The sequence below is a fragment of the Gordonia zhenghanii genome, from assembly GCF_021738965.1.
Lineage (GTDB): Bacteria > Actinomycetota > Actinomycetes > Mycobacteriales > Mycobacteriaceae > Gordonia > Gordonia zhenghanii.
Genome location: NZ_JAKKOQ010000001.1, coordinates 194,219 through 215,955, shown reverse-complemented (window position 1 = coordinate 215,955; position 21,737 = coordinate 194,219). Strand labels below are relative to the sequence as shown.

21 protein-coding genes and 1 tRNA gene are annotated in these 21,737 nt (G+C 67.3%); 18 read left to right on the top strand and 4 right to left on the bottom strand.

Annotated features, from left to right (window positions below):
• Nucleotides 1–242: 242 nt before the first annotated feature.
• Nucleotides 243–548: a GIY-YIG nuclease family protein gene (locus L5G32_RS00895; RefSeq protein WP_237009128.1), complete on the top strand. Its 306-nt coding sequence runs from the start codon at nucleotides 243–245 to the stop codon at nucleotides 546–548.
• Nucleotides 549–980: 432 nt separating this feature from the next.
• On the opposite strand, the gene L5G32_RS00890 is transcribed toward L5G32_RS00895, so the two are convergent.
• On the bottom strand, nucleotides 981–1,679 hold the full coding sequence (locus L5G32_RS00890; protein ID WP_237009127.1) for a siderophore-interacting protein: 699 nt from the start codon (nucleotides 1,677–1,679) through the stop codon (nucleotides 981–983).
• 117 nt (nucleotides 1,680–1,796) lie between these two features.
• Between L5G32_RS00890 and L5G32_RS00885 the strand changes: the two genes are divergently transcribed.
• The 12 genes from L5G32_RS00885 to L5G32_RS00830 all read left to right on the top strand — a co-directional run bounded on the left by L5G32_RS00885 (nucleotide 1,797) and on the right by L5G32_RS00830 (nucleotide 15,236).
• Entirely contained in the window at nucleotides 1,797–3,455 is a 1,659-nt protein-coding gene (locus L5G32_RS00885; RefSeq protein WP_237009126.1) for a (2,3-dihydroxybenzoyl)adenylate synthase, read from the top strand.
• 9 nt (nucleotides 3,456–3,464) lie between these two features.
• Complete coding sequence (locus L5G32_RS00880) at nucleotides 3,465–4,970, top strand: AMP-binding protein (RefSeq protein WP_237009125.1); 1,506 nt, start codon at nucleotides 3,465–3,467, stop codon at nucleotides 4,968–4,970.
• Complete coding sequence (locus L5G32_RS00875) at nucleotides 4,967–5,245, top strand: acyl carrier protein (protein ID WP_237009124.1); 279 nt, start codon at nucleotides 4,967–4,969, stop codon at nucleotides 5,243–5,245. The genes L5G32_RS00880 and L5G32_RS00875 overlap by 4 nt, the downstream gene beginning before the upstream one ends.
• Nucleotides 5,245–6,393, top strand: coding sequence for an acyl-CoA dehydrogenase family protein (locus L5G32_RS00870; protein WP_237009123.1), 1,149 nt, complete (start codon nucleotides 5,245–5,247; stop codon nucleotides 6,391–6,393). Before L5G32_RS00875 ends, L5G32_RS00870 begins: the two co-directional genes overlap by 1 nt.
• A gap of 1 nt (nucleotide 6,394) precedes the next feature.
• Nucleotides 6,395–7,579, top strand: coding sequence for an acyl-CoA dehydrogenase family protein (locus tag L5G32_RS00865; RefSeq protein ID WP_237009122.1), 1,185 nt, complete (start codon nucleotides 6,395–6,397; stop codon nucleotides 7,577–7,579).
• A gap of 4 nt (nucleotides 7,580–7,583) precedes the next feature.
• Nucleotides 7,584–8,360 carry an alpha/beta fold hydrolase gene (locus tag L5G32_RS00860; protein ID WP_237009121.1) on the top strand — a complete coding sequence of 259 codons (777 nt, stop codon included), beginning with the start codon at nucleotides 7,584–7,586 and terminating at the stop codon, nucleotides 8,358–8,360.
• Nucleotides 8,357–10,021 carry a long-chain-fatty acid--ACP ligase MbtM gene (gene mbtM, locus L5G32_RS00855; protein WP_237009120.1) on the top strand — a complete coding sequence of 555 codons (1,665 nt, stop codon included), beginning with the start codon at nucleotides 8,357–8,359 and terminating at the stop codon, nucleotides 10,019–10,021. The genes L5G32_RS00860 and mbtM overlap by 4 nt, the downstream gene beginning before the upstream one ends.
• A complete protein-coding gene (locus L5G32_RS00850) occupies nucleotides 10,018–11,190 on the top strand; it encodes an acyl-CoA dehydrogenase family protein (RefSeq protein WP_237009119.1) in 1,173 nt (390 codons plus the stop codon). Before mbtM ends, L5G32_RS00850 begins: the two co-directional genes overlap by 4 nt.
• 115 nt (nucleotides 11,191–11,305) lie before the next feature.
• Complete coding sequence (locus L5G32_RS00845; protein WP_237009118.1) at nucleotides 11,306–12,145, top strand: MTB12 C-terminal domain-containing protein; 840 nt, start codon at nucleotides 11,306–11,308, stop codon at nucleotides 12,143–12,145.
• Between the two features lie 46 nt (nucleotides 12,146–12,191).
• The gene (locus L5G32_RS00840; protein WP_237009117.1) at nucleotides 12,192–13,163 is read left to right on the top strand and encodes an ABC transporter substrate-binding protein; all 972 of its coding nucleotides are present in this window, start codon (nucleotides 12,192–12,194) and stop codon (nucleotides 13,161–13,163) included.
• 4 nt (nucleotides 13,164–13,167) lie between these two features.
• Complete coding sequence (locus tag L5G32_RS00835) at nucleotides 13,168–14,166, top strand: FecCD family ABC transporter permease (protein ID WP_237009116.1); 999 nt, start codon at nucleotides 13,168–13,170, stop codon at nucleotides 14,164–14,166.
• Nucleotides 14,166–15,236, top strand: a complete 1,071-nt coding sequence (locus tag L5G32_RS00830; RefSeq protein ID WP_237009115.1) for a FecCD family ABC transporter permease — start codon at nucleotides 14,166–14,168, stop codon at nucleotides 15,234–15,236. Before L5G32_RS00835 ends, L5G32_RS00830 begins: the two co-directional genes overlap by 1 nt.
• Before the next feature lie 88 nt (nucleotides 15,237–15,324).
• On the opposite strand, the gene L5G32_RS00825 is transcribed toward L5G32_RS00830, so the two are convergent.
• The gene (locus L5G32_RS00825) at nucleotides 15,325–15,783 is read right to left on the bottom strand and encodes an HNH endonuclease (protein ID WP_237009114.1); all 459 of its coding nucleotides are present in this window, start codon (nucleotides 15,781–15,783) and stop codon (nucleotides 15,325–15,327) included.
• Between the two features lie 237 nt (nucleotides 15,784–16,020).
• Between L5G32_RS00825 and L5G32_RS00820 the strand changes: the two genes are divergently transcribed.
• The 3 genes from L5G32_RS00820 (at nucleotide 16,021) to cobF (ending at nucleotide 17,721) form a co-directional block, all read left to right on the top strand.
• Nucleotides 16,021–16,096, top strand: a tRNA-Arg gene (locus L5G32_RS00820).
• A 51-nt stretch (nucleotides 16,097–16,147) separates the two neighbouring features.
• The gene (locus tag L5G32_RS00815) at nucleotides 16,148–16,972 is read left to right on the top strand and encodes an SDR family oxidoreductase (RefSeq protein ID WP_237009113.1); all 825 of its coding nucleotides are present in this window, start codon (nucleotides 16,148–16,150) and stop codon (nucleotides 16,970–16,972) included.
• The gene (gene cobF / locus L5G32_RS00810; RefSeq protein WP_237009112.1) at nucleotides 16,969–17,721 is read left to right on the top strand and encodes a precorrin-6A synthase (deacetylating); all 753 of its coding nucleotides are present in this window, start codon (nucleotides 16,969–16,971) and stop codon (nucleotides 17,719–17,721) included. The genes L5G32_RS00815 and cobF overlap by 4 nt, the downstream gene beginning before the upstream one ends.
• 99 nt (nucleotides 17,722–17,820) lie before the next feature.
• Here the strand turns inward: cobF and L5G32_RS00805 are convergent, their stop codons facing one another.
• The gene (locus tag L5G32_RS00805) at nucleotides 17,821–18,561 is read right to left on the bottom strand and encodes a 3'(2'),5'-bisphosphate nucleotidase CysQ (RefSeq protein WP_237009111.1); all 741 of its coding nucleotides are present in this window, start codon (nucleotides 18,559–18,561) and stop codon (nucleotides 17,821–17,823) included.
• A 60-nt stretch (nucleotides 18,562–18,621) separates the two neighbouring features.
• Here L5G32_RS00805 and L5G32_RS00800 point away from each other — a divergent pair, with 60 nt between their 5' ends.
• Nucleotides 18,622–19,509 carry an Fpg/Nei family DNA glycosylase gene (locus L5G32_RS00800; RefSeq protein ID WP_237009110.1) on the top strand — a complete coding sequence of 296 codons (888 nt, stop codon included), beginning with the start codon at nucleotides 18,622–18,624 and terminating at the stop codon, nucleotides 19,507–19,509.
• A 128-nt stretch (nucleotides 19,510–19,637) separates the two neighbouring features.
• Here L5G32_RS00800 and L5G32_RS00795 read toward each other — a convergent pair whose 3' ends face one another.
• Entirely contained in the window at nucleotides 19,638–20,849 is a 1,212-nt protein-coding gene (locus L5G32_RS00795; protein WP_237009109.1) for a glycoside hydrolase family 183 protein, read from the bottom strand.
• 131 nt (nucleotides 20,850–20,980) lie between these two features.
• On the opposite strand from L5G32_RS00795, the gene L5G32_RS00790 reads away from it, so the two are divergent.
• A complete protein-coding gene (locus L5G32_RS00790) occupies nucleotides 20,981–21,721 on the top strand; it encodes an SDR family oxidoreductase (protein WP_237009108.1) in 741 nt (246 codons plus the stop codon).
• The last annotated feature ends 16 nt before the right edge of the window (nucleotides 21,722–21,737 follow it).

Genomic DNA, 21,737 nt, shown 5'->3' with positions numbered 1-21,737 from the left:
CGCCGTTCGAGCGATGCTTCCCACCACGTTGGTCGAGCGAAGTCGAGACCCGCCACGCGGCCACTCGCCGCTCGAGCGATACTCCCCACCCCGCTGGTCGAGCGAACACGGCCACTCGCCGCTCGAGCGATACTCCCCACCCCGCTGGTCGAGCGGAGTCGAGACCCTCTGCCGCACAACGTAAGTCCCCGCCTGTGGATAACGCACTCGTCAACCGCGAGAATCTGCGCGATGCTGCCGTTATGGCGGCTTACGTGTACATCCTTCGGTGCGGTGACGGCAGCTACTACGTCGGCAGCACCCGCAACCTCGACCATCGAGTGTGGCAACACATGACCGGGGCAGGCGGTGTCTATACCGCGAAACGCCAACCGGTCGAGCTCGTGTTCAGTGAGGAGTTCAGCAATATCGGCGAGGCCTACGCGATGGAGAAGCGCATCCAGAACTGGTCGCGAGCCAAACGGGAGGCGCTGATCCGAGGCGACTTCGGCGCTCTTCACGACGCCGCACGCTGTCGGAACGAGACGTCGTCTGAACGTCGGGAGTGAGCGGGTCTCGACTCCGCTCGACCAGCGTGAGGAAGTAGCGCTTGATGTGTCCTTCCGTTGATCGAGCGGAGTCGAGATCCTGTGCGGTGTGAGTGGGTCTCGACTTCGCTCGACCAGCGTGGTGGGGCGTGCCGCTCGCACGGCGGGTGGCCGCGTTCGTGGGTCTAGACTTCGCTCGACCAGCGTGAGGAAGTAGCGCTAGAGGTCACCTTCCGTTGATCGAGCGGAGTCGAGATCCTGTGCGGAGTGAGCGGGTCGCGACTTCGCTTGACCGGCGGGGTGGGGCGTCGCGCTCGCGCGGCGGGTGGCCGTGTTTGTGGGTCTCGACTTCGCTCGACCCCAGCGTGGGGAAGTGGCGCTCGATGTGTCCTTCCGTTGATCGAGCGGAGTCGAGATCCTGTGCGGAGTGAGGGGGTCGCGACTTCGCTTGACCTACTTCCAGTAGGCGCGGCCCTTGATGGAGGCTTTCGGGAGGCCGTGGGCGCGGAGGGACTTGGTGATGGTGCGCGTGGTCATGGCGTCGCAGGCGACCCAGGCGACGGCGTCGGGGGAGAGGGTGAGGTGCTCGGCGGCCTCGCGCAGACCCTGACCGTCGTTGACGCGTTCGACCCAGGTGACCGTCGTGGCGGCGGTCGCGTGGAGCGGAAGGTCCTTGTCGGACGGGTACTGCCACTCGATCCAGAGGCGGGTGGGGACGTCGCCGATCGTGTCCAACAACGAGTTGATCGCAGCGAGTGACGCGGTGTCGCCGAATAGCACCCACTCGCTCGGCGTCGCCTCGGGCATCTCGAACTTGGAGCCCATCACGGTCGCGGCGATCTCGTCGCCCGGCTCCGCCGACAACGCCCAATCCGCAGCAGGTCCGTTGTGGATCGCGAACTCGATGTGAAACGTGTCCGACGACGCATCCGGATCGCACAGGGTGTACCCGCGCTGGACGACGTCGTCGCCCTGCGGAATCCACAGGCGCACCCACTGCGTCGGATGGATCGGATGGTCGGACAGCAGTCCGCCGCCGGTGAATCCGATGCGGATGTACTTGTCGGTGATCGTCTGCGTGGACGTCACGGTCAGCATGTAGTCGCTGCCGCCCATGGCCTTCAGAACGAAGCCGCCGAAACCTTTACCCATGAGGCCACCCTAACCTAAGTGTTTTGGAGGTGTTAAGTTTAGGCTAGCCTCATTCACGGAGCGTGGTGTTCGACGATCTGTCGCCCGGCTCTCCCTCCCCGCGCAGAAAGGTGACTCGTGACTACCGTTGACGATCAGGTGGAGACCGCCACCATCCGGAGTCTGATTCCCGACTGGCCCGCCGACTTCGCCGGGCGTTACCGCGAACTCGAGCTGTGGGAAGGCAAGACGTTCAGCGCCCGACTCGACGAGTGGGCACAGCAATACGGGACGTCGACCGCGGTGGTCGACGGCGAGGGTCGCTTGACCTACCGTGACCTCGCGGCACGCGCGACGAGCTTCGCGCACGGCCTGCGCGGTATCGGTGTGGGGCAGGGCGACGCCGTGCTCTTGCAGCTTCCGAACTCCGCAGAGTTCATTGTCGCGTGGTTCGCTCTCCAGCGACTCGGCGCCGTTCCGGTCCACACCCAGCCCGGGCATCGTCACCTCGAGGTCAGCTACCTCGCGGGAGCGACGTCCGCCGTCGCCTACATCACCACGGACGAGTTCGCTCGTTTCGACCATCGGACCCTCGCGAGCCAGGTGGCCGACGAGGTCGAGCCGATGACGTCGGTGATCATCGCGGGCGACCTCGGCGACCACTCAGCCGACGCCCGGTTCCACACCTTCGGCTCGCTGTACGTCGACGACGACAGTCCTCTGGGCGACCCGGCGGCGCCGTCCGACATCGCGCTGCTCCTGCTGTCCGGCGGAACCACCGGCATGCCGAAGCTGATCGGCCGCACCCACGACGACTACGCCTACAACTCGCGAGTCGCCGGCGACCGCAGCCGACTCGACGCCGACAGCGTCTACCTCGCGATCCTGCCGATCGCGTTCAATTACACCTGGAACTGCCCCGGAATCCTGTCGACGTTCCGCGTCGGCGGCACCGTGGTCCTCGCTCCGAACCAGGATCCGGCGAGCTGCTTCGAGCTGATCGAACGCGAGAAGGTCACGATGACCGCCATCAACCCGCAGCTCGCACCGATGTGGCTCGACGAACGAGAGTGGACGGAGAACGACCTCAGCTCGCTGAAGATCATCGAGATCGGTTCCGCGCGGCTGTCCGACTACGAAGCGCGCCGCATCATCGACGAGTTCGACGCCACGCTCCAGCAGATCCTCGGTATGTCCGAAGGGCTCTTCTGCGCCACTCACCTCGACGACGATCCGGACCTGCTTGCGACGACCCAGGGCGTCCCGGTCTCCGAGTACGACGAGATCAGGGTGATCGACGCCGACGGCACGATCGTGCCCGACGGCGAGGTCGGCGAGCTGACCGTCCGCGGACCGTACACGCTCCGCGGCTACTTCGATGCTCCCGAACAGACCGCGAAGGCCATCACCGACGACGGCTTCTACTGCACCGGCGACCTGGTGCGACGGCTCGGCAGCGGTCACCTCATCGTCGCCGGCCGCATCAAGGACCAGATCAACCGGGGAGGTGAGAAGATCGCGGCCACCGAGGTCGAAGGCGCGTTCCTCGAGCACCCCGACATCCGGTCGGTGGCGATCCTCGGTGAACCCGACGAGACGCTCGGTGAGCGGTCGGTTGCGTTCGTCGTCCTCGAAGACGGTGCGGCGCAACTGACTCGGCGAGATCTGCAGTCGTTCACCGAATCGGTCGGCCTGTCGGCGTACAAGGCGCCCGACGTGGTGCGGACTCTCGATGAGATGCCGTTGACGCCGCTCGGGAAGATGGACAAGAACGCACTTCGCGCTCTTCTCGGTTGAGGCGCGGACATGGAAACCCTCTCGACCCCCACTCGGGTCAGTGAACTCGCGACGATCCTCGACGACGCTGTCGCCAGCTATCCCGACGCGTGCGCGATCGCCACGGAGACCGACCGGATCACCTATCGGGATCTGGGCGACCGAGTCGCGGCGCTCGCCGATCGACTCCGCGAAGCCGGTGTGGGACCCGACTGCACCGTCGCCGTCCACGTCCCGCGTTCGCCAGTTGCGATCATCGCGATCCACGCGGTCATCGCCACCGGCGCCGTCGTCGCACCCCTCGATGCCAACGATCCGCCCGAGCGCGTCCGCACCCTCCTTGATCAGGCAGGCGCCTCCCACCTCGTGGTCCACCACGGTGATCCGTCAACGGGAGAAGAGTGGGAGCAGTCAGCGGAAAGCATCGGCGAGACCCTCGCGCTGGTGCGACGCGACGTCGCGCCGACCGCACTGGAACCCGGCTATCTGCTGTTCACCTCGGGTAGCACCGGCGTCCCCAAGGGAGTGCTGTTGCCCGGCCGGGCGGTCGCGCACTTCGCGCGGTGGGCCGCCGAGTCCATCGGGTTGACGTCGGCGGACCGGGTCGCCGCGCAGGCGTCCCTGACCTTCGACCTCAGTACATTCGACCTGTTCTCCACCGCCGTCGCCGGAGCGACGACGGTAGTCTTCCCGGACTGGCTCAAACCGTTCCCCGCGGACACCGTCGACTGGTTGGCTCAGCAGCAGATCACCGCGCTGTACGGGGTTCCGACCCTGATCAAGGGGATCGTTGCGGCAGGAGGCCGGGCTTCGACGCTGCCCGACCTGACTACGGTGCTCTTCGCGGGAGAGCCCTATCCGGTTGCGGCCCTCGCCGACCTGCAGACCGCGTTCCCCGAGGCGACGATCCGTAACTGGTACGGACCGACCGAGACAAACGTGTGCACCGCCTACGACGTTCGCCAGTGGCAGCCGGGCACTCCGGTGCCGATCGGCGACGCGATCGACGCGGTAACCGTCGCGATCGTCGACGACGAGCTCGTCGTCGCCGGGCCCACACTGTTGACCGGCTACGTCGTCGACGGCGTCGTGTCCGATCCCGCCGTCGACGTCGTCTTCCCGGACGGCGAGACCCGACGTGCCTACCGCACCGGGGACCATGTGTATCGCGACGACGGCGGCCGTCTGGTCCTCGTCGGTCGGGTCGACCGCCAGATCAAACGTCGCGGCTATCGCATCGATCTGGACGGTGTCGAGGCCGTCGCCGCGGAATCGGCCTCAGTGCGTGCCGCGGCAGCCGTCGTCGTCGGCCTCGATCAACATCTCGTGCTGTTCGTCGACGTCGACCCGGCGTCCACCACTGCACTCGAGTCCGTCGAACACATTCTGCGAGAACGGCTTCCCGCGTACTCGCAACCCGACCGGGTGGTCCCGTGCTCGCCGTTGCCCACCAATCCTCGCGGCAAGGTCGACCGGCCCCGGCTGGAAGAACTCGCCGCACACACCCTTACCGACCGACAGGAGAATCAGTCATGAAGCAGGACGATTCCGGACAGCTCACCATCGACGACGTGTGCGAGGTGGTGTCGGAGGCGATCGTCCGCCGGCACGGCAAGGCCGAGCCGATCGACGCCGACACCCAGATGCTGCTCACCGGCATGCTCGACTCGCTGACACTGGTGAACATCGTCGGCGATCTGGAGAAGCGTCTCGGCCGCAAGCTTCCCGAAGACATGGTCGTCGCGCGGAACTTCCGTACTCCGACGACACTGCACGCGGCGCTCGACACTGTGCTCGCGGAGCGGGTCTGATGACGGCGGTGATCCGCGCCGTCGATGTGCCTGCGGCCGTCGCCGACGACGCCTCGACGGTTGTTCCGGCCATCGCGGGAGCGAGCTTCCGCGACGCGTGGCGTGAACTGCTGTCGCTCCCGTCGGTTCGGTCCGTCATGGCCGACTCGCTGCGCGGCGAGACCGGCGACGGCGTCGTCGAGAACGCTGTCGCGGTGATCGAAGGCCTCGGGCGCGCAGGCGTTTCCGCCGGACTCTGCTACGCGCTGACCTCGCAGGTGTTCGGCATCCAGTGGCCGCTGTCGGCGTCGACTCGCAAACCGCTGGAACCCTACGTCGACGGCCTCGTCGATGGCTCGCTGATTCTGTGTCACGCGCTCACCGAGGAGACCGGCGGATCCGATCCGCTGTCGATGCGGACCGCAGCCACGGCGACCGACGGCGGATACCGGATCGACGGACGCAAGGCGTACGTGACGGCGGCGCCCGAAGCCGATGTGATCCTGACGTTCGCACGCACGGACGAGGCGCGCCACCCGTTCGCGCTGAGCTCGTTCCTGATCCCGGCCGACCGAGCGGGTGTCACCCGGTCCGATCCGTTCGCGAAGACCGCGCTCACCGCAGTTCCGATGGGCGCCATCGACTTCGACGGCGTCGCAGTGACCGACGCCGACCTGGTCGCCGCGGAAGGATCCGGACTCGCCTTCCTGTCGAGCACGACGACGTGGGAGCGCGCACTGCTGATGAGCTATGCGCTCGGTGGCATGCACGCCACCATCGAACGCGTCGTCGCGTGGCTTCGCGACCGAGAACAGTTCGGCCGCAGCCTCGGAGCCAATCCGCTCGTCGCCTCCCACGTCGCCGACCTCGCGACCATCCGCTACCGCGTCCGAACCCTCGTCTACGACATGGCGCGACGCATCGACGCCGGCGACACCCCGCTCAGTGCGTTGTCGACCGACGCCGCCCAGGTCAAGATCTCGTGCGCACACGACTTGCTGACGTTCGAGACGACGGCGGCCCCGCTGTTCGGTGCCCGATCGGTGATCGCCGACTCCGGGTACGCGATGGATACGACCAGCGCGATCGCCGCCTCGATCTACGCGGGCACCAACGACCTCCTGCGGATGTCCATCGCCCGCGACCTCGGCCTTCCGGTGGCGAACTGACATGACTATCGCAACGCATCCCGTCGACACCGCACTGGAGCTCGCCGCCGCGATCACCCCGCGCCTGGCCGAACTCGCCGACCCGATCGACCGCGGCGAGACGTCGCCGCACGTCGCCTACCAGCTGATCCGCGAGTCGGGGCTTCTCGCCGTGATGATCCCGCACGACAGCGGCGGCCTCGGGCTCGACTTCGCCGACTACACGCGGGTCCTCGCCGAGATCGCTGCCGCGAACGGCGCGATCGCGCTCGGCTTCAACATGCACAATGTGGCGATCGGGTCCCTGTTCGAAGCCGACGTCGAGGCCCTCGGCGCGACGGGCGTCGCCTTCCGCGAGTGGGTGATCGGCGAGGTCGTCGACGGTCGGAAGATGTTCGCGTCAGCCGCATCCGAACCCGCGACCGGTGCACGACTGCGCGGCATCTCGACCGTGTATCGCCGTGACGGCGCCGCGTATGTCCTCGACGGCCACAAGTCGTTCGTGTCGCTCTCGGGCGTCGCCGACCACTACGTCGTCACCGCACGGGCGCACGACGACGACTCCGAGATCGAGGTGTCGCACTTCGTCGTGAGCGCCGACGACCCGGGCGTCTCCTTCTCCACCGAATGGGCAGGCACCGCCCTGCGCGGCACATCGACGGCGCAGATGTTCCTCTCGGACACCAGGATCGGAGCCGACCGGCTGTTCCTGGGCATCGAAGGGATGTCGCTGTTCAAAGCCGTCCGTGACCCGCACTGGATGGCGGCAGGGTACCTCGGCGCCTACCTGGGGCTCGCGGAGGCGATCGTGGGCTTCGCCGCCCAGCGGCTCAGCGCCGACGAACGACGCCGCACTCAGCCTGCGGACGTCCAGCGGCTCGGCGCGATGACGGTGGCCCTGCACGCCACCCGTGCACTGACGATGGCCGCGGCGCGCGGCGTCGTCGACCGTCGTTCCGATCAAGAGACCAACGCGACCGTGTACGCGGCGAAGCACCACGTGGGCGAGACGGCGCAATCGCTCGCCGCGCAGGCTGTCGCCCTCGTCGGCTCGGCCGCCATGGCTGCGGACGGTCCGATGCAACGGTTGCTCCGCGAAGGCCAGTTCTGCTCGATCATGCCGGCCAAACCCGCCGACTGCCTCGACTACGTCGGCCGAGCACAGTTGGGGGCCAACATGTTCGACGTCTCCAACCACGGGTGGTGACGCGATGCCTACGCTCGCGCACTCGCGCGGCGACCTCGAATACGTGCTGCACCACGGCGACCCGAGCCTGCCGACCATCGTGTTCCTGCACGAAGGACTCGGCTCGGCCGGCCAGTGGGGACGACTGCCGTCCCTGGTCGGCCGGGCCACCGGGATGCGTGTCCTCGTGTACTCGCGACACGGCTACGGAGGCTCGGCGGGCGACGGTCCGACCGGAGCCGACTACCTGCACCGCGAGGCACTCGACGTCCTGCCGGAGGTCCTCGCCTGCCTCGACATCGACGCCCCGATACTGGTCGGGCACAGCGACGGTGCGTCCATCGCGGCGATCCACGCCAGTGCGCACCGGGTGCGGGCAGCGGTCCTCATCGCGCCGCACGTCGTCGTCGAAGGCGCGACACTGAGCGGGATCCGCGACACCGCAGCGCATTTCGCCGATCGTGTCCGGCCGAAGCTCGCGGTGTTCCACGACCAACCCGACGCGCTGTTCGACCGATGGTCCGGCGTGTGGCTGTCCGACGAGTTCGCCGCCTTCGACCTCACCGGGCTCCTTCCGGACATCGAGGCCCCGCTGCTCGTCGTGCAAGGGGTCAACGACGAGTACGGCACGCAGGTGCACGCCGACATCGTCGCCGAGCACGCGTCAGGTCCCGTCCGGACGCGACTCCTCGACGGTCACGGGCATCACCCGCACCTGCACGACCCTGAGGCGATCGCCGCGCTGATCGCCGATTTCGCATCCCTCTCGACAAGCTCGACGAAAGAAGACGAGACGCCATGACACAGCCGACCGTGCTCGACGTGACCGAAGCGCCGAGCGTGTTCACCGAACCGTTCAGCCGAGCCATGCTCACCAGCGAGAAGTCGCTGTCGGTCTTGGACTCCGACACGGGGGAGTGGGACACCTGCACCTGGCCGCGGGTGCATGAGCGTGCTGTCGAGATCGCTGCGACGCTCGTCGCCCGGCGGCGGGACGACGCACCGCACGTCGGTCTCATCGGCGACCCGACCGTCGACCTCATCGCGGGCGTCCAAGGCGCCTGGCTCGCAGGCGTCGCGGTCTCGATCCTGCCCGGTCCGATCCGCGGGGCCGACGAGAAGCGCTGGGCCGAAGGGACTCTCGAGCGGTTCGCACGCATCGGCGTCGGCACGGTGCTCGGCGACGGGAGCCAACTCGACATGCTCGCAGAGGCCGACCTCGGTGACCGGGCAGGTGGCGGTATGTGTCTGGTCGCGGCCCGGGAGTTCGGCGTCGACGCAGACGTCGCGAACTTCGTTCCGGTCGATGCAGGCCCCGACGCACCCGCCGTCCTACAGGGCACGGCCGGATCCACCGGGGAGCCGAAGACCGCGGTCCTGCCCGGCGCCGCAGTGCACACCAACACGCGGGAACTCGTCGTTCGTCTCGGCATGCACCACAGTCGCGACGTGGGATTCAGCTGGCTGCCGCTGTACCACGACATGGGGCTGACCTTCCTGCTTGCGACGATGGGGTCGGGTATGGAGTCGTACATCGTCCCGAACTCGGCCTTCGCCGCCGCACCGTTCAAATGGCTGGAGTGGCTCACCGAGACCAAGGCGACCGTCACGGCCGCACCGAACTTCGCCTACGACATCCTCGGTCGCTACGGGAGGCTTCTGAAGTCGGCGGACCTGAGCGGCGTGCGCGTCGCGATCAGCGGCGGTGAGCCCATCGACCCGGACGCGTTCGACAAGTTCCTCGCCGAGACGGCGCGCTTTGGATTCGACCCGGCTGCCGCCGCGCCCGCCTACGGAATGGCCGAGTCGACGTGTGCCGTCACGATGCCGTCGACGGGCGAGGGCGCAGCGTACGACGAGGTGATGGTGACCGTGCCGGGCGAGGGAGTCGAACCCATGCGTCGCCGCTACGCGATTCTCGGAAAGCCGTTGGACGGCATGGAGATCCGCATCGTCGAACCGAACGTCGACGTTCCCCTGATCGATAACAGGGACGTCGGCCGGGTCGAGATCAGGGGCACGTCGATGATGGCCGGCTACCTCGGCCACGAGCCGATCGCCGACGGCGACTGGTTCGACACCGGCGACCTCGGCTACCTCGTCGACGGACGTCTGGTGATCTGCGGACGAGCCAAAGAGATCGTGATCGTCGCGGGCCGCAACCTGTTCCCCGTCGAAGTGGAACGGGCTGCGGCGTCCGTCGACGGCGTCAAACGCGGCGGCGTCGTCGCGATGGCACGAGGAGACGGGGCCGCTCGACCAGGGCTGGTCGTGGTCGCCGAACATCGGAGCGACGACGCCGCGGCCACTCGCTCGGCAGTGATCTCCGCGGTCGCCTCCGAATGCGGGATCGTCCCGGCCGACGTGATCCTGGTCGAACCCGGCACCGTGCCGCGCACCACCTCGGGCAAACTGCGCAGGCTCGAGACCAAGCAGCTCGTGGAGTCCGGAGCACTGTCATGACCGAGTCGCTCGACGAGTACCGCGCCCTCCTCGACGACGTCTTCGACGACGAAGTCCGCTCCTGGGTGGACGAAGCCGAAGTGTCCGAACACTTTCCGCGCAAGCTCCTCGAGCGGCTGGGCACGGCGGGCGTCTTTGCACAGAAATGGGGCGAGGAGAAGAAGCCGGACGTCGCGAAGCTGTTCGCCCTCGGATACGCCCTCGGCAGGCAAGGCTCGGCCGGAATCAGCGTCGGCGTCAGCCTCCACGATTCGGCCATCTCCGTGCTGCGCCGGTTCGGCAGCCGGTCGCAGACGCTCAGCCGGGTCGCCGACGACGCGATCAGTGGTGACGCGGTGCTGTGCCTGGCCGCCTCCGAGTCGTCCGGCGGATCAGACCTTCAGATCGTCGAGACCACGGTTCGGACCGTCGACGGCGGCCTGCACGTCGTGGGACGCAAGAAGTTCGTGTCGCTCTCGCCGATCGCCGACTACATCCTCGTCGTCGCCCGCAGCGTCGACCAGGATCCCGAGAGCACGCACGAGTCTGAGAGCACTCACGGAAACGTGGCGCTCGTGCTGGTGCCGACGACCCAGGTCGTCGTCGAACCGCCGTACCGCAAGGCCAGCGCGGGTCCGTTGGACACCGCTGCGGTCACCATCGACACCGTCGTTCCCGCCGACCATCTGATCGCACGCGCCGGTACCGGACTCGCTGCTGTCAGTTGGGGACTCGCGCACGAACGGCTGTCGATCGCGGCGCAGGTCGCGTCGTCGTGCGAGACCGTGATCGGCGTGACTCTCGCACGAATGCAGGAGCGCAGCCAGTTCGGCAAGACCCTGTTCGAACATCAAGCGCTACGACTGCGCGTCGCTGACCTGCAGGCTCGCGTCGACATGCTCCGGTACGCGCTCGACGGGATCGCGGCACGCGGAAAGCTGGACCTGCGGGCGGCAGCCGCGATGAAGGTGACCGCCGCCCGGCTGGGGGAGGAGGTCGTGTCCGAATGCATGCACCTGTTCGGCGGATCGGGTTTCCTCACCGACGAGACGCCGCTGGCGCGATGGTGGCGCGACATGAAGTTGGCCAGGGTCGGCGGTGGGACCGACGAGGTGTTGTGGGAACTGGTCGCGGCATCGATGAAGCCCGACGTGGCCGGGTATCAGCGGTTCGCCGGATCCATCACGTGATGTGAATCGCATGCCTCGTCCGATAGGCCGGGTTTTGAAAGTTACTTAGTGTCAGGTTAGCCTGACCTATATTATTCGGCGAGCCTGTTCGATGGCCCGCGATGAAGGAGACCCGATGACGCAGGCAGACCCGTACGGCGACGAGATGCCCTACGCTGACGAGCAGCAGTACGCACCGCCGCAGCAGCCTGCGGAGAAGTCGGGGTCGAAGGTCAACGTTCCGACGATCCTTGCGTCCGCCGGAGTCGCCGCCGTGATCTCGGCACTCATCGTCACCATCGGCGTCGTCGGACTCGCCACGTCCGACAAGCTCGGTAACAACGCGGCAGCCGCCCAGCCGACCGTCGTCAATCTCGGCAGTGCGCAGGGCACACAGGCCCCGAACGGAGTCACCGGCGCCCAGAACACCGGAGACCCGGCCACCGGCACGCCGGCTGCCGGCGACGCGACCGGCGCCGCGCCGACCGAGAACGTCCCCGAGAGCGACGGCGATGCCGGAACCGGATCGGGCACCGAGGGGACCGGCGGCACCACGGCGCAGCAGGGCGCCACGGGGAGCCAGGGCACAGCGCAGCAGGGCGCGACACAAGCGCAGTCGGCGACGCCGGCCCCGCTGACCGCAGGCCAGCTCAACACCAAAGTCAAGAAGATCATGAACATCAACGCATCGGACGCGACTCGCGGCGACGAGATCCAGGGCGGCCAGCAGGCGCTCGGATCGATCAACGCCGTCGCCCAGATGTTGAAGGTCAGCGGTGCGGGATTCAGTTACAAAGTCGTCGGACCGATCACCCAGAACGGCACTACGCTCAACGCGCGCCTGCAGATGTCGCTGATCGGCAACGGTTCGCGATACCTCGACCTGAGCTGGGTGTGGGCCGACGGCAAATGGAAGCTCTCGAACAAGAGCGTCTGCGCCATCGCGGAGTACGCGATGACCAAGTGCACAGTCTGATTCGTCGAATCCTCCGCGCAGCGGAGCACAGAATAGGAGAAACCCGATGACCAGACTGAAGTCGAGTCTTGTTCTCATCATCCTCGCGGTGGCCGCCCTCGTCGTCGGTGCGTGCTCGTCGCCCGACGAGGCCGAATCCGCGCCGGTCCAGATCAACCTGCCGGACGGACGCACCGTAGACATCCCGGAGGCCCCGCAGCGCATCGTCACTCTCGGCGGACAGTGGACCGACGTCGCGTTGTCGTTCGGCGTCACCCCGGTCGGCTACTACGACGCACAAGAACTTCAGACCGGACAGAAGGCTCCGTGGTTCGGCGACGAGCTCAACGACTCGGTCCTCGTCGACCCGAACAAGGACGTCGTCGGCGCGGTGGCAGAACTCGAGCCGGATCTGATTCTGGCTCCCGGATTCGCGGCGATGTCCGAAGGCTTCGACAAGCTCAGCGAACTCGCGCCGACGATCGACAAGATCAGCGGTGAGCAGGTCGATCCGTGGCAGGACATGGTCAACCTGATGGGGACCATCCTGCACCAGCCCGAGAAGGCCAAGGAGATCATCGACGGCGTCGACACCAAGATCAAGGCGATCGCCGACGAGTTCCCGGGTCTGAAGGGCAAGAGCTACACGTTCGCGTACCTGTACGGCTCGGACCAGATCTCGGTGCTCGGCGATGAGTCCGACGGCGCAGCGAAGCTGTTCTCCGAACTCGGCCTCACGATGTCTCCGAAGGTGACCGCGCAGGCGACCGAGACCGGCCAACCGCGCTTCCAGATCAGTACCGAGAACGTCAACCTTCTCGACTCCGATCTGCTCGTCGCTGCGAGCCAGACGGAGAAGCTGCAGAAGCGAGTCGAAGGCTTGCCCGGATACAAGGGGCTCAAGTCTGTCCGGAACGGCGCGGTCGCCATGCTGACGCCGGTGGAGATCACCGGCCTCAACGAGCCGTCGCCCAACTCCATCCCGTACGCGTTCGACCACATGAAGCCGGCCCTCAAGGCCGCAGCCGACGCGAAGTAGCGCGTTGGGCAAGACCCCGCGGCGCCTCGGCGGCCTGCTGCTGCTCATCGCAGCGTTGGCCGCCGTGTGCGTGGCGTCTATCGCCTTCGGGTCGCGGACGATCCCGGTCGGCGATGTCTGGCACGTCCTCTGGAACAAGGACGGCACCGACGTCTCCGGCATCGTGCACGGTCTGCGGATCCCGCGGACCGTGCTCGGGCTCGTCGCCGGTGCCGCGATCGGTGCCGCCGGCGCGCTCACCCAGGGGCACACGCGCAACCCGATGGCCGATCCCGGAATCCTCGGAGTCAACGCGGGTGCGGCGTGCACTGTGGTCCTCGGCGTCTACGTCATCGGCATCACCACTCCCATCGAGTACATGGGATTCGGTCTTGTCGGCGCGTTGATCGCGTCGAGTCTGATGTTCCTCATCGCGTCGGCGGGCAAGGGGGCGAACCCGTTGACGTTGATCCTCGCGGGCACGGGACTGTCGGTGCTGTTGATGGCGATCACGTCGGCGATCGTCCTGGTCGACACCGCGTCGTTGGATGCGTGGCGCTTCTGGCAGGTCGGGTCGACGCAGGGCCGAGGCTGGGACGTCATCGTCGCGACGCTGCCGTTCATCGTCCCCGGCATGGTCCTGGCCGTGATGAGCGGCTTCTACCTGAACGTCTTGTCGTTGGGCGACGACGTCGCGCACGCCCTCGGGACCAGGGTCCGGCAGGCGCGCATCATCGGCATCGTCGGGATCACCCTGCTCGTCGGGGCGGCGACGGCAGCGTGCGGTCCGATCGTCTTCCTCGGTCTGGTGGCCCCGCACATCGCCCGATTCGTCACCGGCCCCGACTACCGGTGGGTGGTTCCGTATTCGGCGTTGATCGGCGGGCTGCTGTTGGTCGGCAGCGACGTGATCGGTCGAGTGATCGCCCGGCCGGGTGAAGTCCAGGCGGGCATCATCCTCGCGGCGATCGGCGCCCCGTTCTTCATCGGACTCGTCCAGGCCAAGAAGTTGGTGGCTGTCTGATGGACCTCACCAAGACTGTGCCCCGGACACGTCGCCGAATCCTTCGAGTGGGGCCAGCGCAGATCGTCGTGAACCGGTGGGCGATCGGCGTCGGCGCGGCGCTCGCCGCGATCGCGTTCGTACTGTTCGCGGTGAGCATCGGCACGAGCTCGCTGTCGATGACTCCGATCGACGTCGTGCGGATCTTGTTGGGCGGCGGCACCAAGTTCGAGAACGTCGTCGTCTTCGACTCGCAGCTCCCGATCGGCCTGCTCAGTCTTCTCGTCGGATTCGCTCTAGGCATGTCGGGGGCGCTGACGCAGGTGATCGCGCGCAACCCGCTGGCGACTGCCGACATGCTCGGCATCACGTCGGGCGCCAGCGCGGGCGCCGTCGTCGTCATCACCTTCGGAACGACGTGGGCGTCCTGGCTCGCTGACCTCGGATTGACGACGGCCGCACTGCTCGGCGGGCTGCTGACCGCCGTCGCCATGTACGTCTTGACCTGGCGTCGCGGCATCGACCCGATCCGGTTGGTGCTCGTCGGCGTCGCGATGACCGCCGGGCTGCAGGCGCTCATCGCATTCTTGTTGACCAGGGCCGAGATCACTCAGGTGAACACTGCTCAGCATTGGATCGTCGGCTCCGTGTCGGGAGCCACGTGGAGCAATGTGTGGCCGTTGGTCGGGGTCCTCGTCGTCGCCCTCGTCGTCGTTGCCGTCAATTCGCGCAATCTCGCGGCCATCAGTCTGGGCGACGAAGTCAGTCGCGGTCTCGGTGTCCGCACCAATGCGACGTCGGGGGTGGTCCTGTTGACGGCCGTCGTCCTCGCGGCCGTCGCCGTCTCTGCGGCGGGACCGATCGCATTCGTCGCGCTGCTCGCACCCCAGGTCGCGATGCGTCTGGCGCGCGCGCAGATCCCCGGCCCGATCACCTCCGGGCTGATGGGCGCCGTCCTCGTGATCGGCGGCGAAGTCCTGTGCCGGGCGGTGCTGCCCGGAGGCCTGCCCGTCGGCGTCGTCACCGCGGGCATCGGCGGCTTCGCATTGATCTACTTGATGATTCAGATCAACCGGAAGGCGTCGGTCTAGGCGGTACTGCTGAAATCAGTACGCTCAGCGGCCGCCGAGGACTATTAGTCCTTACCGGGCGATGAGACGCCTGATTTCAGCAGTAGGGTCAGGCCCACGCGGGACGGTACGGCTCCCACAGCAGGCGGATGCCTGCCTCTTCGGGAGTCCGGTCACCCTTGTCCCAGTTGCACGGCCCGCATGCGGCCACACAGTTCCACCAGGTGTTGCCGCCGCCGCGCGACTGCGGCATCACGTGGTCCCACGTCTGAGCATGTTCGCCGCAGTACGCGCACAGATGCTTGTCTCGGTGCAGAACCTTCTCACGCGTGGTGTGTTCGCGTTCGACGTACGGGCGGTAGACGTATTCGCGGAGGATCACCTCACGGGGAACCTCTACTTGCATCGAGACGGAGTGGGCGATGATCGGCGGGTCGAAGCCCTCGATCATCCACACTTTGTTCTCGAGGAGGTTGGAGACCACGTCGCGGAAGGGGCGGCGGTGCAGCACAGCATTGTCGGCGTTGCGGACTATCACGGTAATCGCGTCGATCGCTTGAATCGCCATGGCACCTGTACCTCCCCTCAAGAAAATAGCCCAGGCGAGACCTTCTCGCTGGCTAAGACGGCGACGGCGCGCCCGCGAAGAAGAAAGTTATGCAGTGCGATCTATGCGGTCAACCGATTTTTCGGCGACGATTCGTCGACGGGTTCCCGGCCGGACCGGCGTGCGGGACGTCCGTGCGGGACGGGCAATGCGCTGACGTAGACTTCTCGCGACGGCCAATCCCCACCTCGGCCGCTTGCTCTCGTAGCTCAGGGGATAGAGCACCGCTCTCCTAAAGCGGGTGTCGCAGGTTCGAATCCTGCCGGGAGCACCATCTCCACTCCACGAGTCCAGTCCACTACGGCAGCCGACTACGGTGGACGCCATGACAGCACAGACCTCGGGCCCGCTCACCGTCCTCGTGACCGGCGCAAGCAGTGGAATCGGCGCGGACGTCGCACGCCAGATGGTGGCTGCAGGCCACCGCGTGTACGGCACCAGCCGCAACCCGGCCACCGTGAAGGACCCGATCCCGGGCGTGACGTATGTGCGGCTGGACAACGCCGACTACGACTCGGCCGCGACCTGCGTCGCCGAGGTCGGCGACGTCGACGTCCTCATCAACAACGCAGGCGAGAGTGCAGCGGGAGCATTCGAGGACACCCCGATGGACGCCGTCGAGCACCTGTTCGCGGTGAACGTCTTCGGCCCCGTCGCGCTGACCAAAGCCGTCCTCCCCGGCATGCGCGAACGCGGTACCGGCACCGTCGTCATGGTCGGATCGATGCTCGCGAGTTTCCCCGTCGCCTTCCGCACCAACTATGCGGCGACAAAGGCTGCGCTCAAGGGGTATGCGATGGCGCTGCGCCGGGAGGTCGCGCCGTACGGCATCCGCGTCGTCACCGTCGAGCCGGGCACCATCGCCACCGGCATCGGCGACCGGCGCACCATCCACATCGGCGACGACTCCCCGTACCGCGCCGAATACGAGACCGTCGCCGCCGCGACCCGGGACAACGAGGCCAAAGGCATCTCCGGTGATGCGATGGCCAAGACCGTCGTCCACGCCGCCCTCGCACAGAATCCGAAGCCGTTCTACGCCAAGGGCAATCGTGCGCCGATCGTGTTCGCACTGCGGCGTCTGGTGCCGCGTCAGATGGTCCTCGACATCACGGCGCGCGTCCACGGGCTCGCGAAGATCCGACCGTGAGCGACGTCGTCCTCCGCGTCATCGGGATCGGTCCGGGAGGTCCCCGCCAGATCACCCTCGAAGCCGTCGACGCGATCGCCGCCACCGACGTGTTCCTGATCCTCGACAAAGGGCAGCGGACCGCCGAACTGACCGCCGTACGAGAGCAGATGCTCGACGCGCACGCCCGAGACGGACACCGCGTCGTCCCGGTGCCGGACCCGCCGCGCGACCGGAATCCCGCCGACTACGAGGCCGAAGTACGACGCTGGCACGCCGCCCGCGTCGACGTCATCGACGCTGCCCTCACCGAACATCTGCCCGACGGCGGGTCTGCGGCGATCCTCGTCTGGGGTGACCCCGCGCTCTACGACTCGACCCTGCGCATCACCGACGCGCTCGCACGACGACGCGACCTGACCGTCGAAGTCGTCCCCGGCGTGACGAGTGCGTCGGCGCTGACCGCCGCGCACGGGATCGTCGCCCACGCCGTCGGCGAGCCGATCTTCACCACGACCGGTCGACGCCTCTCCGCCACACCCGCAGGAGCGGACCTCAACCAGATCGTCATGCTCGACTCGTCACTCGCCTTCCGCGAGACGGCGCAGCCCGACGACATCGTCTACTGGGGCGCGTACCTCGGCACCGAGCACCAGATCATCGTCCGCGGCCGCGTCGGCGACGTGACCGATGAGATTGTCGCCAAACGCGCCGAAGCCCGAGAACGCCTCGGCTGGATCATGGACATCTATCTGCTGCGTAAGGGGTAGGGGTCTCGACTCCGCGCGACCAGCAACGGTCTCGACGCTTTCCGCTGGTCGAGCGGAGTCGAGACCCTTTTCCGCCGGTCGAGCGGAGTCGAGACCCGCTCACCACGGACTGGCCAGCGCGTCGAGGACGTCGTCGGCGATCTCGCTGCGGCAGATGACGAAGTCGGGCATGTACGGCTGCGGGTTGTTGTAGACGATGTCGCGGCCGTCGATCCGGCTGCAGTGCAGGCCTGCGGCGAGAGCGACGCCGACCGGCGCACAGTTGTCCCACTCGTACTGACCGCCCGAATGCACGTACGCGTCGGCGTCGCCGCGGACGACGGCCATCGCCTTCGCGCCCGCCGAACCGATCCGCACCGCGCTCAGATTCAGCCGGTCGGCGACGGCGGCCGAGTGATACGAGTGCCCGTACCGTGACACCGCGAGACAGTGGGTGAGCGGACCGGTCACCTCGTCGACCGTGTCGCTGCGAAACACCTCGCCTTGCGCGGGCAGTGACACCGCGGACGCCTCGGGAACGCCGTCGACGGTCAGTGCGACGTGCACAGCCCAGTTGTCGGTGCCCATCGAGTACTCGCTCGTGCCGTCCAACGGGTCGATGATCCAGACACGGCTCGTCGTCGCACGGTCGCCGACGTCCTCGGCCTCCTCCGACAGCACCGCGTCGTATGGCCGGTGTAAGCGCAGAACAGTCGCGATCCACGCTTGCGCGAGCATGTCGCCTGCATCGCCGACCAGTCGGCCGTCGAGCAGATCTCCGTGGCGGATGCCGTTCAAGATCTCGCCGGCCCCCTCGGCGATATGGGCGGCGAGGTCGGCGTCGGACAGGCGGGAGGGCATCCATACAGCCAATCACATCGGGTGGCAGACATGCCGTCGATGGCAGTACACACTGGAGGGATGCCGGAACTTCCCGAGGTGTCCGCGATCGCCGCGTACCTGGACTCGCGCATGGCAGGCCTGCCGATCCGACGCGTCGACGTCGCATCGCTGTCGGTCCTGAAGACCGCCGACCCGCCGTACACGGCGCTGCCCGGGCGGACGGTGAGCGCCGTCGACCGCATCGGCAAATACCTGGTGATCCGCACCGTTCCCGGCCCCGAGACCGCAGACGATCCTGAGATCGACCTGGTGATCCATCTGTCCCGTGCCGGGTGGGTCCGGTGGAGCGACGCGCTGTCGCAGACCCCGCCCCGTCCCGGCGGCAAGAGTCCCATCTCGTTGCGTGTGCACTGCGGGCTGCCAGGCGAGGGCTTCGACGTCACCGAGGCAGGCACTCAGAAGCGGCTCGCTGCGTGGATCGTCCGCGACACGTCCGACGTCGAACGCATCGCGACTCTCGGCCCGGATGTGCTGGCCGTCAGTCGAGACGAGTTCGCGGCCATCCTGCGCGGGACCACGTCCCGACTCAAGACCGTCCTCACCGACCAGCGGACGATCAGCGGCGTCGGCAACGCCTACTCCGACGAGATCCTGCACACCGCCCGACTCTCGCCGTTCGCGTCCGCGAAGACGCTCGACGACGATCAGATCGACACCTTGTACGAGACGGTCCGGTCGGTGCTCGCCGATGCCACCGAACGCCTCGAGACCCGCGAGGTCGCGAAGATGAAGTCCGAGAAGCGGACCGGGTTGCGCGTCCACGCCCGCACCGGGCTGCCCTGCCCGGTGTGCGGCGACACGGTGCACGAAGTGTCGTACACCGACCGCTCGTTCCAATACTGTCCGACCTGCCAGACCGGCGGAAAAGTCCTCGCCGACCGTCGCATGTCCCGGTTGTTGAAGTAGGGGTCGCGACCGACGGGTCTCGACCCTTCGACTCGCTCCGCTCGCTCAGGACGGCGCTCCGCTCGACCAGCGGGAGGGGTCTCGACTTCGCTCGACCGGCGAGAAGACGCTCGACCGGCGGGGCGGGGCTAGCGCACCTTGGTACGGATCAACGCGACGTTGTAGTCGTCCCAGCGGGAGGCGTTGAAGTACAGCTCGGGGCCGGTGCCGCGGAGGGCGGGCGACGACGGGAGCATCATCGGCGCGTACAGCTCGAGGCTGCTCGGAGCGATCCGGCGTCCCGGGCTCCACGGGCCCTGCGGGTGGTTCGCGGTGCGGAGCTTGACGCCGTTCGGGCTGTCGAGCATCACGTACTTCTTCAGGTACGGGCTCCACGAGACCGAGAGTTCGGTGACCGGGCCGCGAACGATCGCAGCGGGCCTCGCTGCGCCGCCTGCCCAGCGGGAGCCGGTCCAGTACTGGTACTTGCCCGGATTGAGGATGTCGCCGGGACGGAACCGGGCGATGTGCGCCGCACCGAACCGACCGTTCGGGGTGCCGTACTGGTACACCCAGCCTGCGTCGGCACCTTCACCCTTGAGGTACGCGCTCTGCTGGAACAACGGGTTCACGTGGTTCACCGACGGCCACCCGGCGGGCAGCGGCACGTCGAGTCCGACGTTCGCCCGAATGGTGCTCTGCGGCGTGTACCAGCTACGTCCGTTGTTCGACGACACCGCTGTCGCCGAGTAGTTCGTGAACCAGCGGCTCGGCGGGCCCCAGGCACGGACCGACATGTAGTTGACGTACTGCTTGCCGCCGATCGAGATGCCCGCCGTCGGGATCTTCGTCTTCTCGATGCCGCTGAAGCCGAAGGCTCCGAACATCGGACCGGCGTATCCGCTGCGCTGCAGCGTCAGACCGTTCGCCAGACTCGAGTCGGTCGAGCGCAGCAGAGTGTTGTTGCGCCAGCCGCGGTCCTGTCGCAGACAGTTGCCGAAGGTGTCGCCGAACGCCATCAGGGTCTGGCCGCGGCCGTTGTCCCAGGCGACGCCCACATCAGTCCCGGAGATGCCGAACCGCGAGAACGTCTTATTGTGGCTCAGCGGGCCAGTGACCCACGAGATGGTCTTGGTTCGGCCGTTGTCGAAGTGCGGCAGCGGCTTCTGCGGACCTTGCGCGGCGCCGCCGCGCGGGAAGCCGAGCGAGCCGAAGTCGAACGGGAGGGGGATACCCGTCCCGGAGTTGCTGCACGCGCCGGACGCGTTTGCGGGGGGTGCCGTGACTCCGGCGGTGAGGGCGGCTGCGGCCATCGCGGCACTGATCGTGAGGGTCGTGAAGGCTCGGGTGAGTCGTCGCATCGCGGTCGGGTCCTCTGACGGGGGATAGTTCGGTCTGAATCATTTGTACAGGTGTACGTCACACTAAAGAAGAGGTACCGCCCATATCACCGCATCACGATATGGCAACCGCCATCGGTATATTCGCCGTTATGACCCGCGAGAAGATCATCATCACCGGCGCCAGCTCCGGACTCGGAGAGGGGATGGCGCGTGAGTTCGCCGCCCGCGGACGCAGTCTCGGACTGGCGGCACGACGCCTCGATCGCCTCGAGTCGTTGGCCGCCGAACTGGCGCCGTCGGCACGTGAAGTCGCCGTCGCGCAGCTCGACGTGACCGACGTCGACGCGGTGCCCGCGACGTTCGGGCAGCTGGCCGACGAGCTCGGCGGTGTGGACCGCGTCATCGTCAACGCAGGCCTCGGCAAAGGCGCTCCGATCGGGACGGGCAAGGCGGCAGCCAACATCGAGACCGTTCAGACCAATCTGGTCGGAGCCCTCACCCAGATCGAGGCCGCGCTCGAGATCTTCCGCGCCCAGAACAGCGGTCACCTGGTCCTCGTCAGCTCGATGAGCGCCGTCCGCGGGTTGCCCAAGGCGCAGGCCGCCTACTCGGCGTCCAAGGCTGGATTGGCCACTCTCGGCCAGGGACTGCAGGCGGAGTTGAAAGGGACCGGGATCGTCGTGACCGTGCTGCTGCCCGGCTACATCGAGACCGACATCAACCGCGGCGTGAAGACGTCGATGATGACCGACACCGCGACCGGTGTCGCCGCGATGGTGAAAGCCATCGAAGCCGAACCCGCGCGGGCAGCCGTCCCGGGGTGGCCGTGGACCCCGATCTCGTGGGCCCTTCGCTACCTCCCGGACGCGGTCAGCGCCCGCCTCGTCTGACCTCTCCGAAGGGCAG

What these genes read in the sequence shown, in the direction of transcription:
- L5G32_RS00895 (WP_237009128.1), top strand. Translation starts at nt 243, where the DNA reads ATGGCGGCTTACGTGTACATCCTTCGGTGCGGTGACGGCAGCTACTAC.
- L5G32_RS00890 (WP_237009127.1), bottom strand. Translation starts at nt 1,679, where the DNA reads ATGGGTAAAGGTTTCGGCGGCTTCGTTCTGAAGGCCATGGGCGGCAGC.
- L5G32_RS00880 (WP_237009125.1), top strand. Translation starts at nt 3,465, where the DNA reads ATGGAAACCCTCTCGACCCCCACTCGGGTCAGTGAACTCGCGACGATC.
- L5G32_RS00875 (WP_237009124.1), top strand. Translation starts at nt 4,967, where the DNA reads ATGAAGCAGGACGATTCCGGACAGCTCACCATCGACGACGTGTGCGAG.
- L5G32_RS00870 (WP_237009123.1), top strand. Translation starts at nt 5,245, where the DNA reads ATGACGGCGGTGATCCGCGCCGTCGATGTGCCTGCGGCCGTCGCCGAC.
- L5G32_RS00865 (WP_237009122.1), top strand. Translation starts at nt 6,395, where the DNA reads ATGACTATCGCAACGCATCCCGTCGACACCGCACTGGAGCTCGCCGCC.
- L5G32_RS00860 (WP_237009121.1), top strand. Translation starts at nt 7,584, where the DNA reads ATGCCTACGCTCGCGCACTCGCGCGGCGACCTCGAATACGTGCTGCAC.
- mbtM (WP_237009120.1), top strand. Translation starts at nt 8,357, where the DNA reads ATGACACAGCCGACCGTGCTCGACGTGACCGAAGCGCCGAGCGTGTTC.
- L5G32_RS00850 (WP_237009119.1), top strand. Translation starts at nt 10,018, where the DNA reads ATGACCGAGTCGCTCGACGAGTACCGCGCCCTCCTCGACGACGTCTTC.
- L5G32_RS00845 (WP_237009118.1), top strand. Translation starts at nt 11,306, where the DNA reads ATGACGCAGGCAGACCCGTACGGCGACGAGATGCCCTACGCTGACGAG.
- L5G32_RS00840 (WP_237009117.1), top strand. Translation starts at nt 12,192, where the DNA reads ATGACCAGACTGAAGTCGAGTCTTGTTCTCATCATCCTCGCGGTGGCC.
- L5G32_RS00830 (WP_237009115.1), top strand. Translation starts at nt 14,166, where the DNA reads ATGGACCTCACCAAGACTGTGCCCCGGACACGTCGCCGAATCCTTCGA.
- L5G32_RS00825 (WP_237009114.1), bottom strand. Translation starts at nt 15,783, where the DNA reads ATGGCGATTCAAGCGATCGACGCGATTACCGTGATAGTCCGCAACGCC.
- L5G32_RS00815 (WP_237009113.1), top strand. Translation starts at nt 16,148, where the DNA reads ATGACAGCACAGACCTCGGGCCCGCTCACCGTCCTCGTGACCGGCGCA.
- L5G32_RS00805 (WP_237009111.1), bottom strand. Translation starts at nt 18,561, where the DNA reads ATGCCCTCCCGCCTGTCCGACGCCGACCTCGCCGCCCATATCGCCGAG.
- L5G32_RS00800 (WP_237009110.1), top strand. Translation starts at nt 18,622, where the DNA reads ATGCCGGAACTTCCCGAGGTGTCCGCGATCGCCGCGTACCTGGACTCG.
- L5G32_RS00795 (WP_237009109.1), bottom strand. Translation starts at nt 20,849, where the DNA reads ATGCGACGACTCACCCGAGCCTTCACGACCCTCACGATCAGTGCCGCG.
- L5G32_RS00790 (WP_237009108.1), top strand. Translation starts at nt 20,981, where the DNA reads ATGACCCGCGAGAAGATCATCATCACCGGCGCCAGCTCCGGACTCGGA.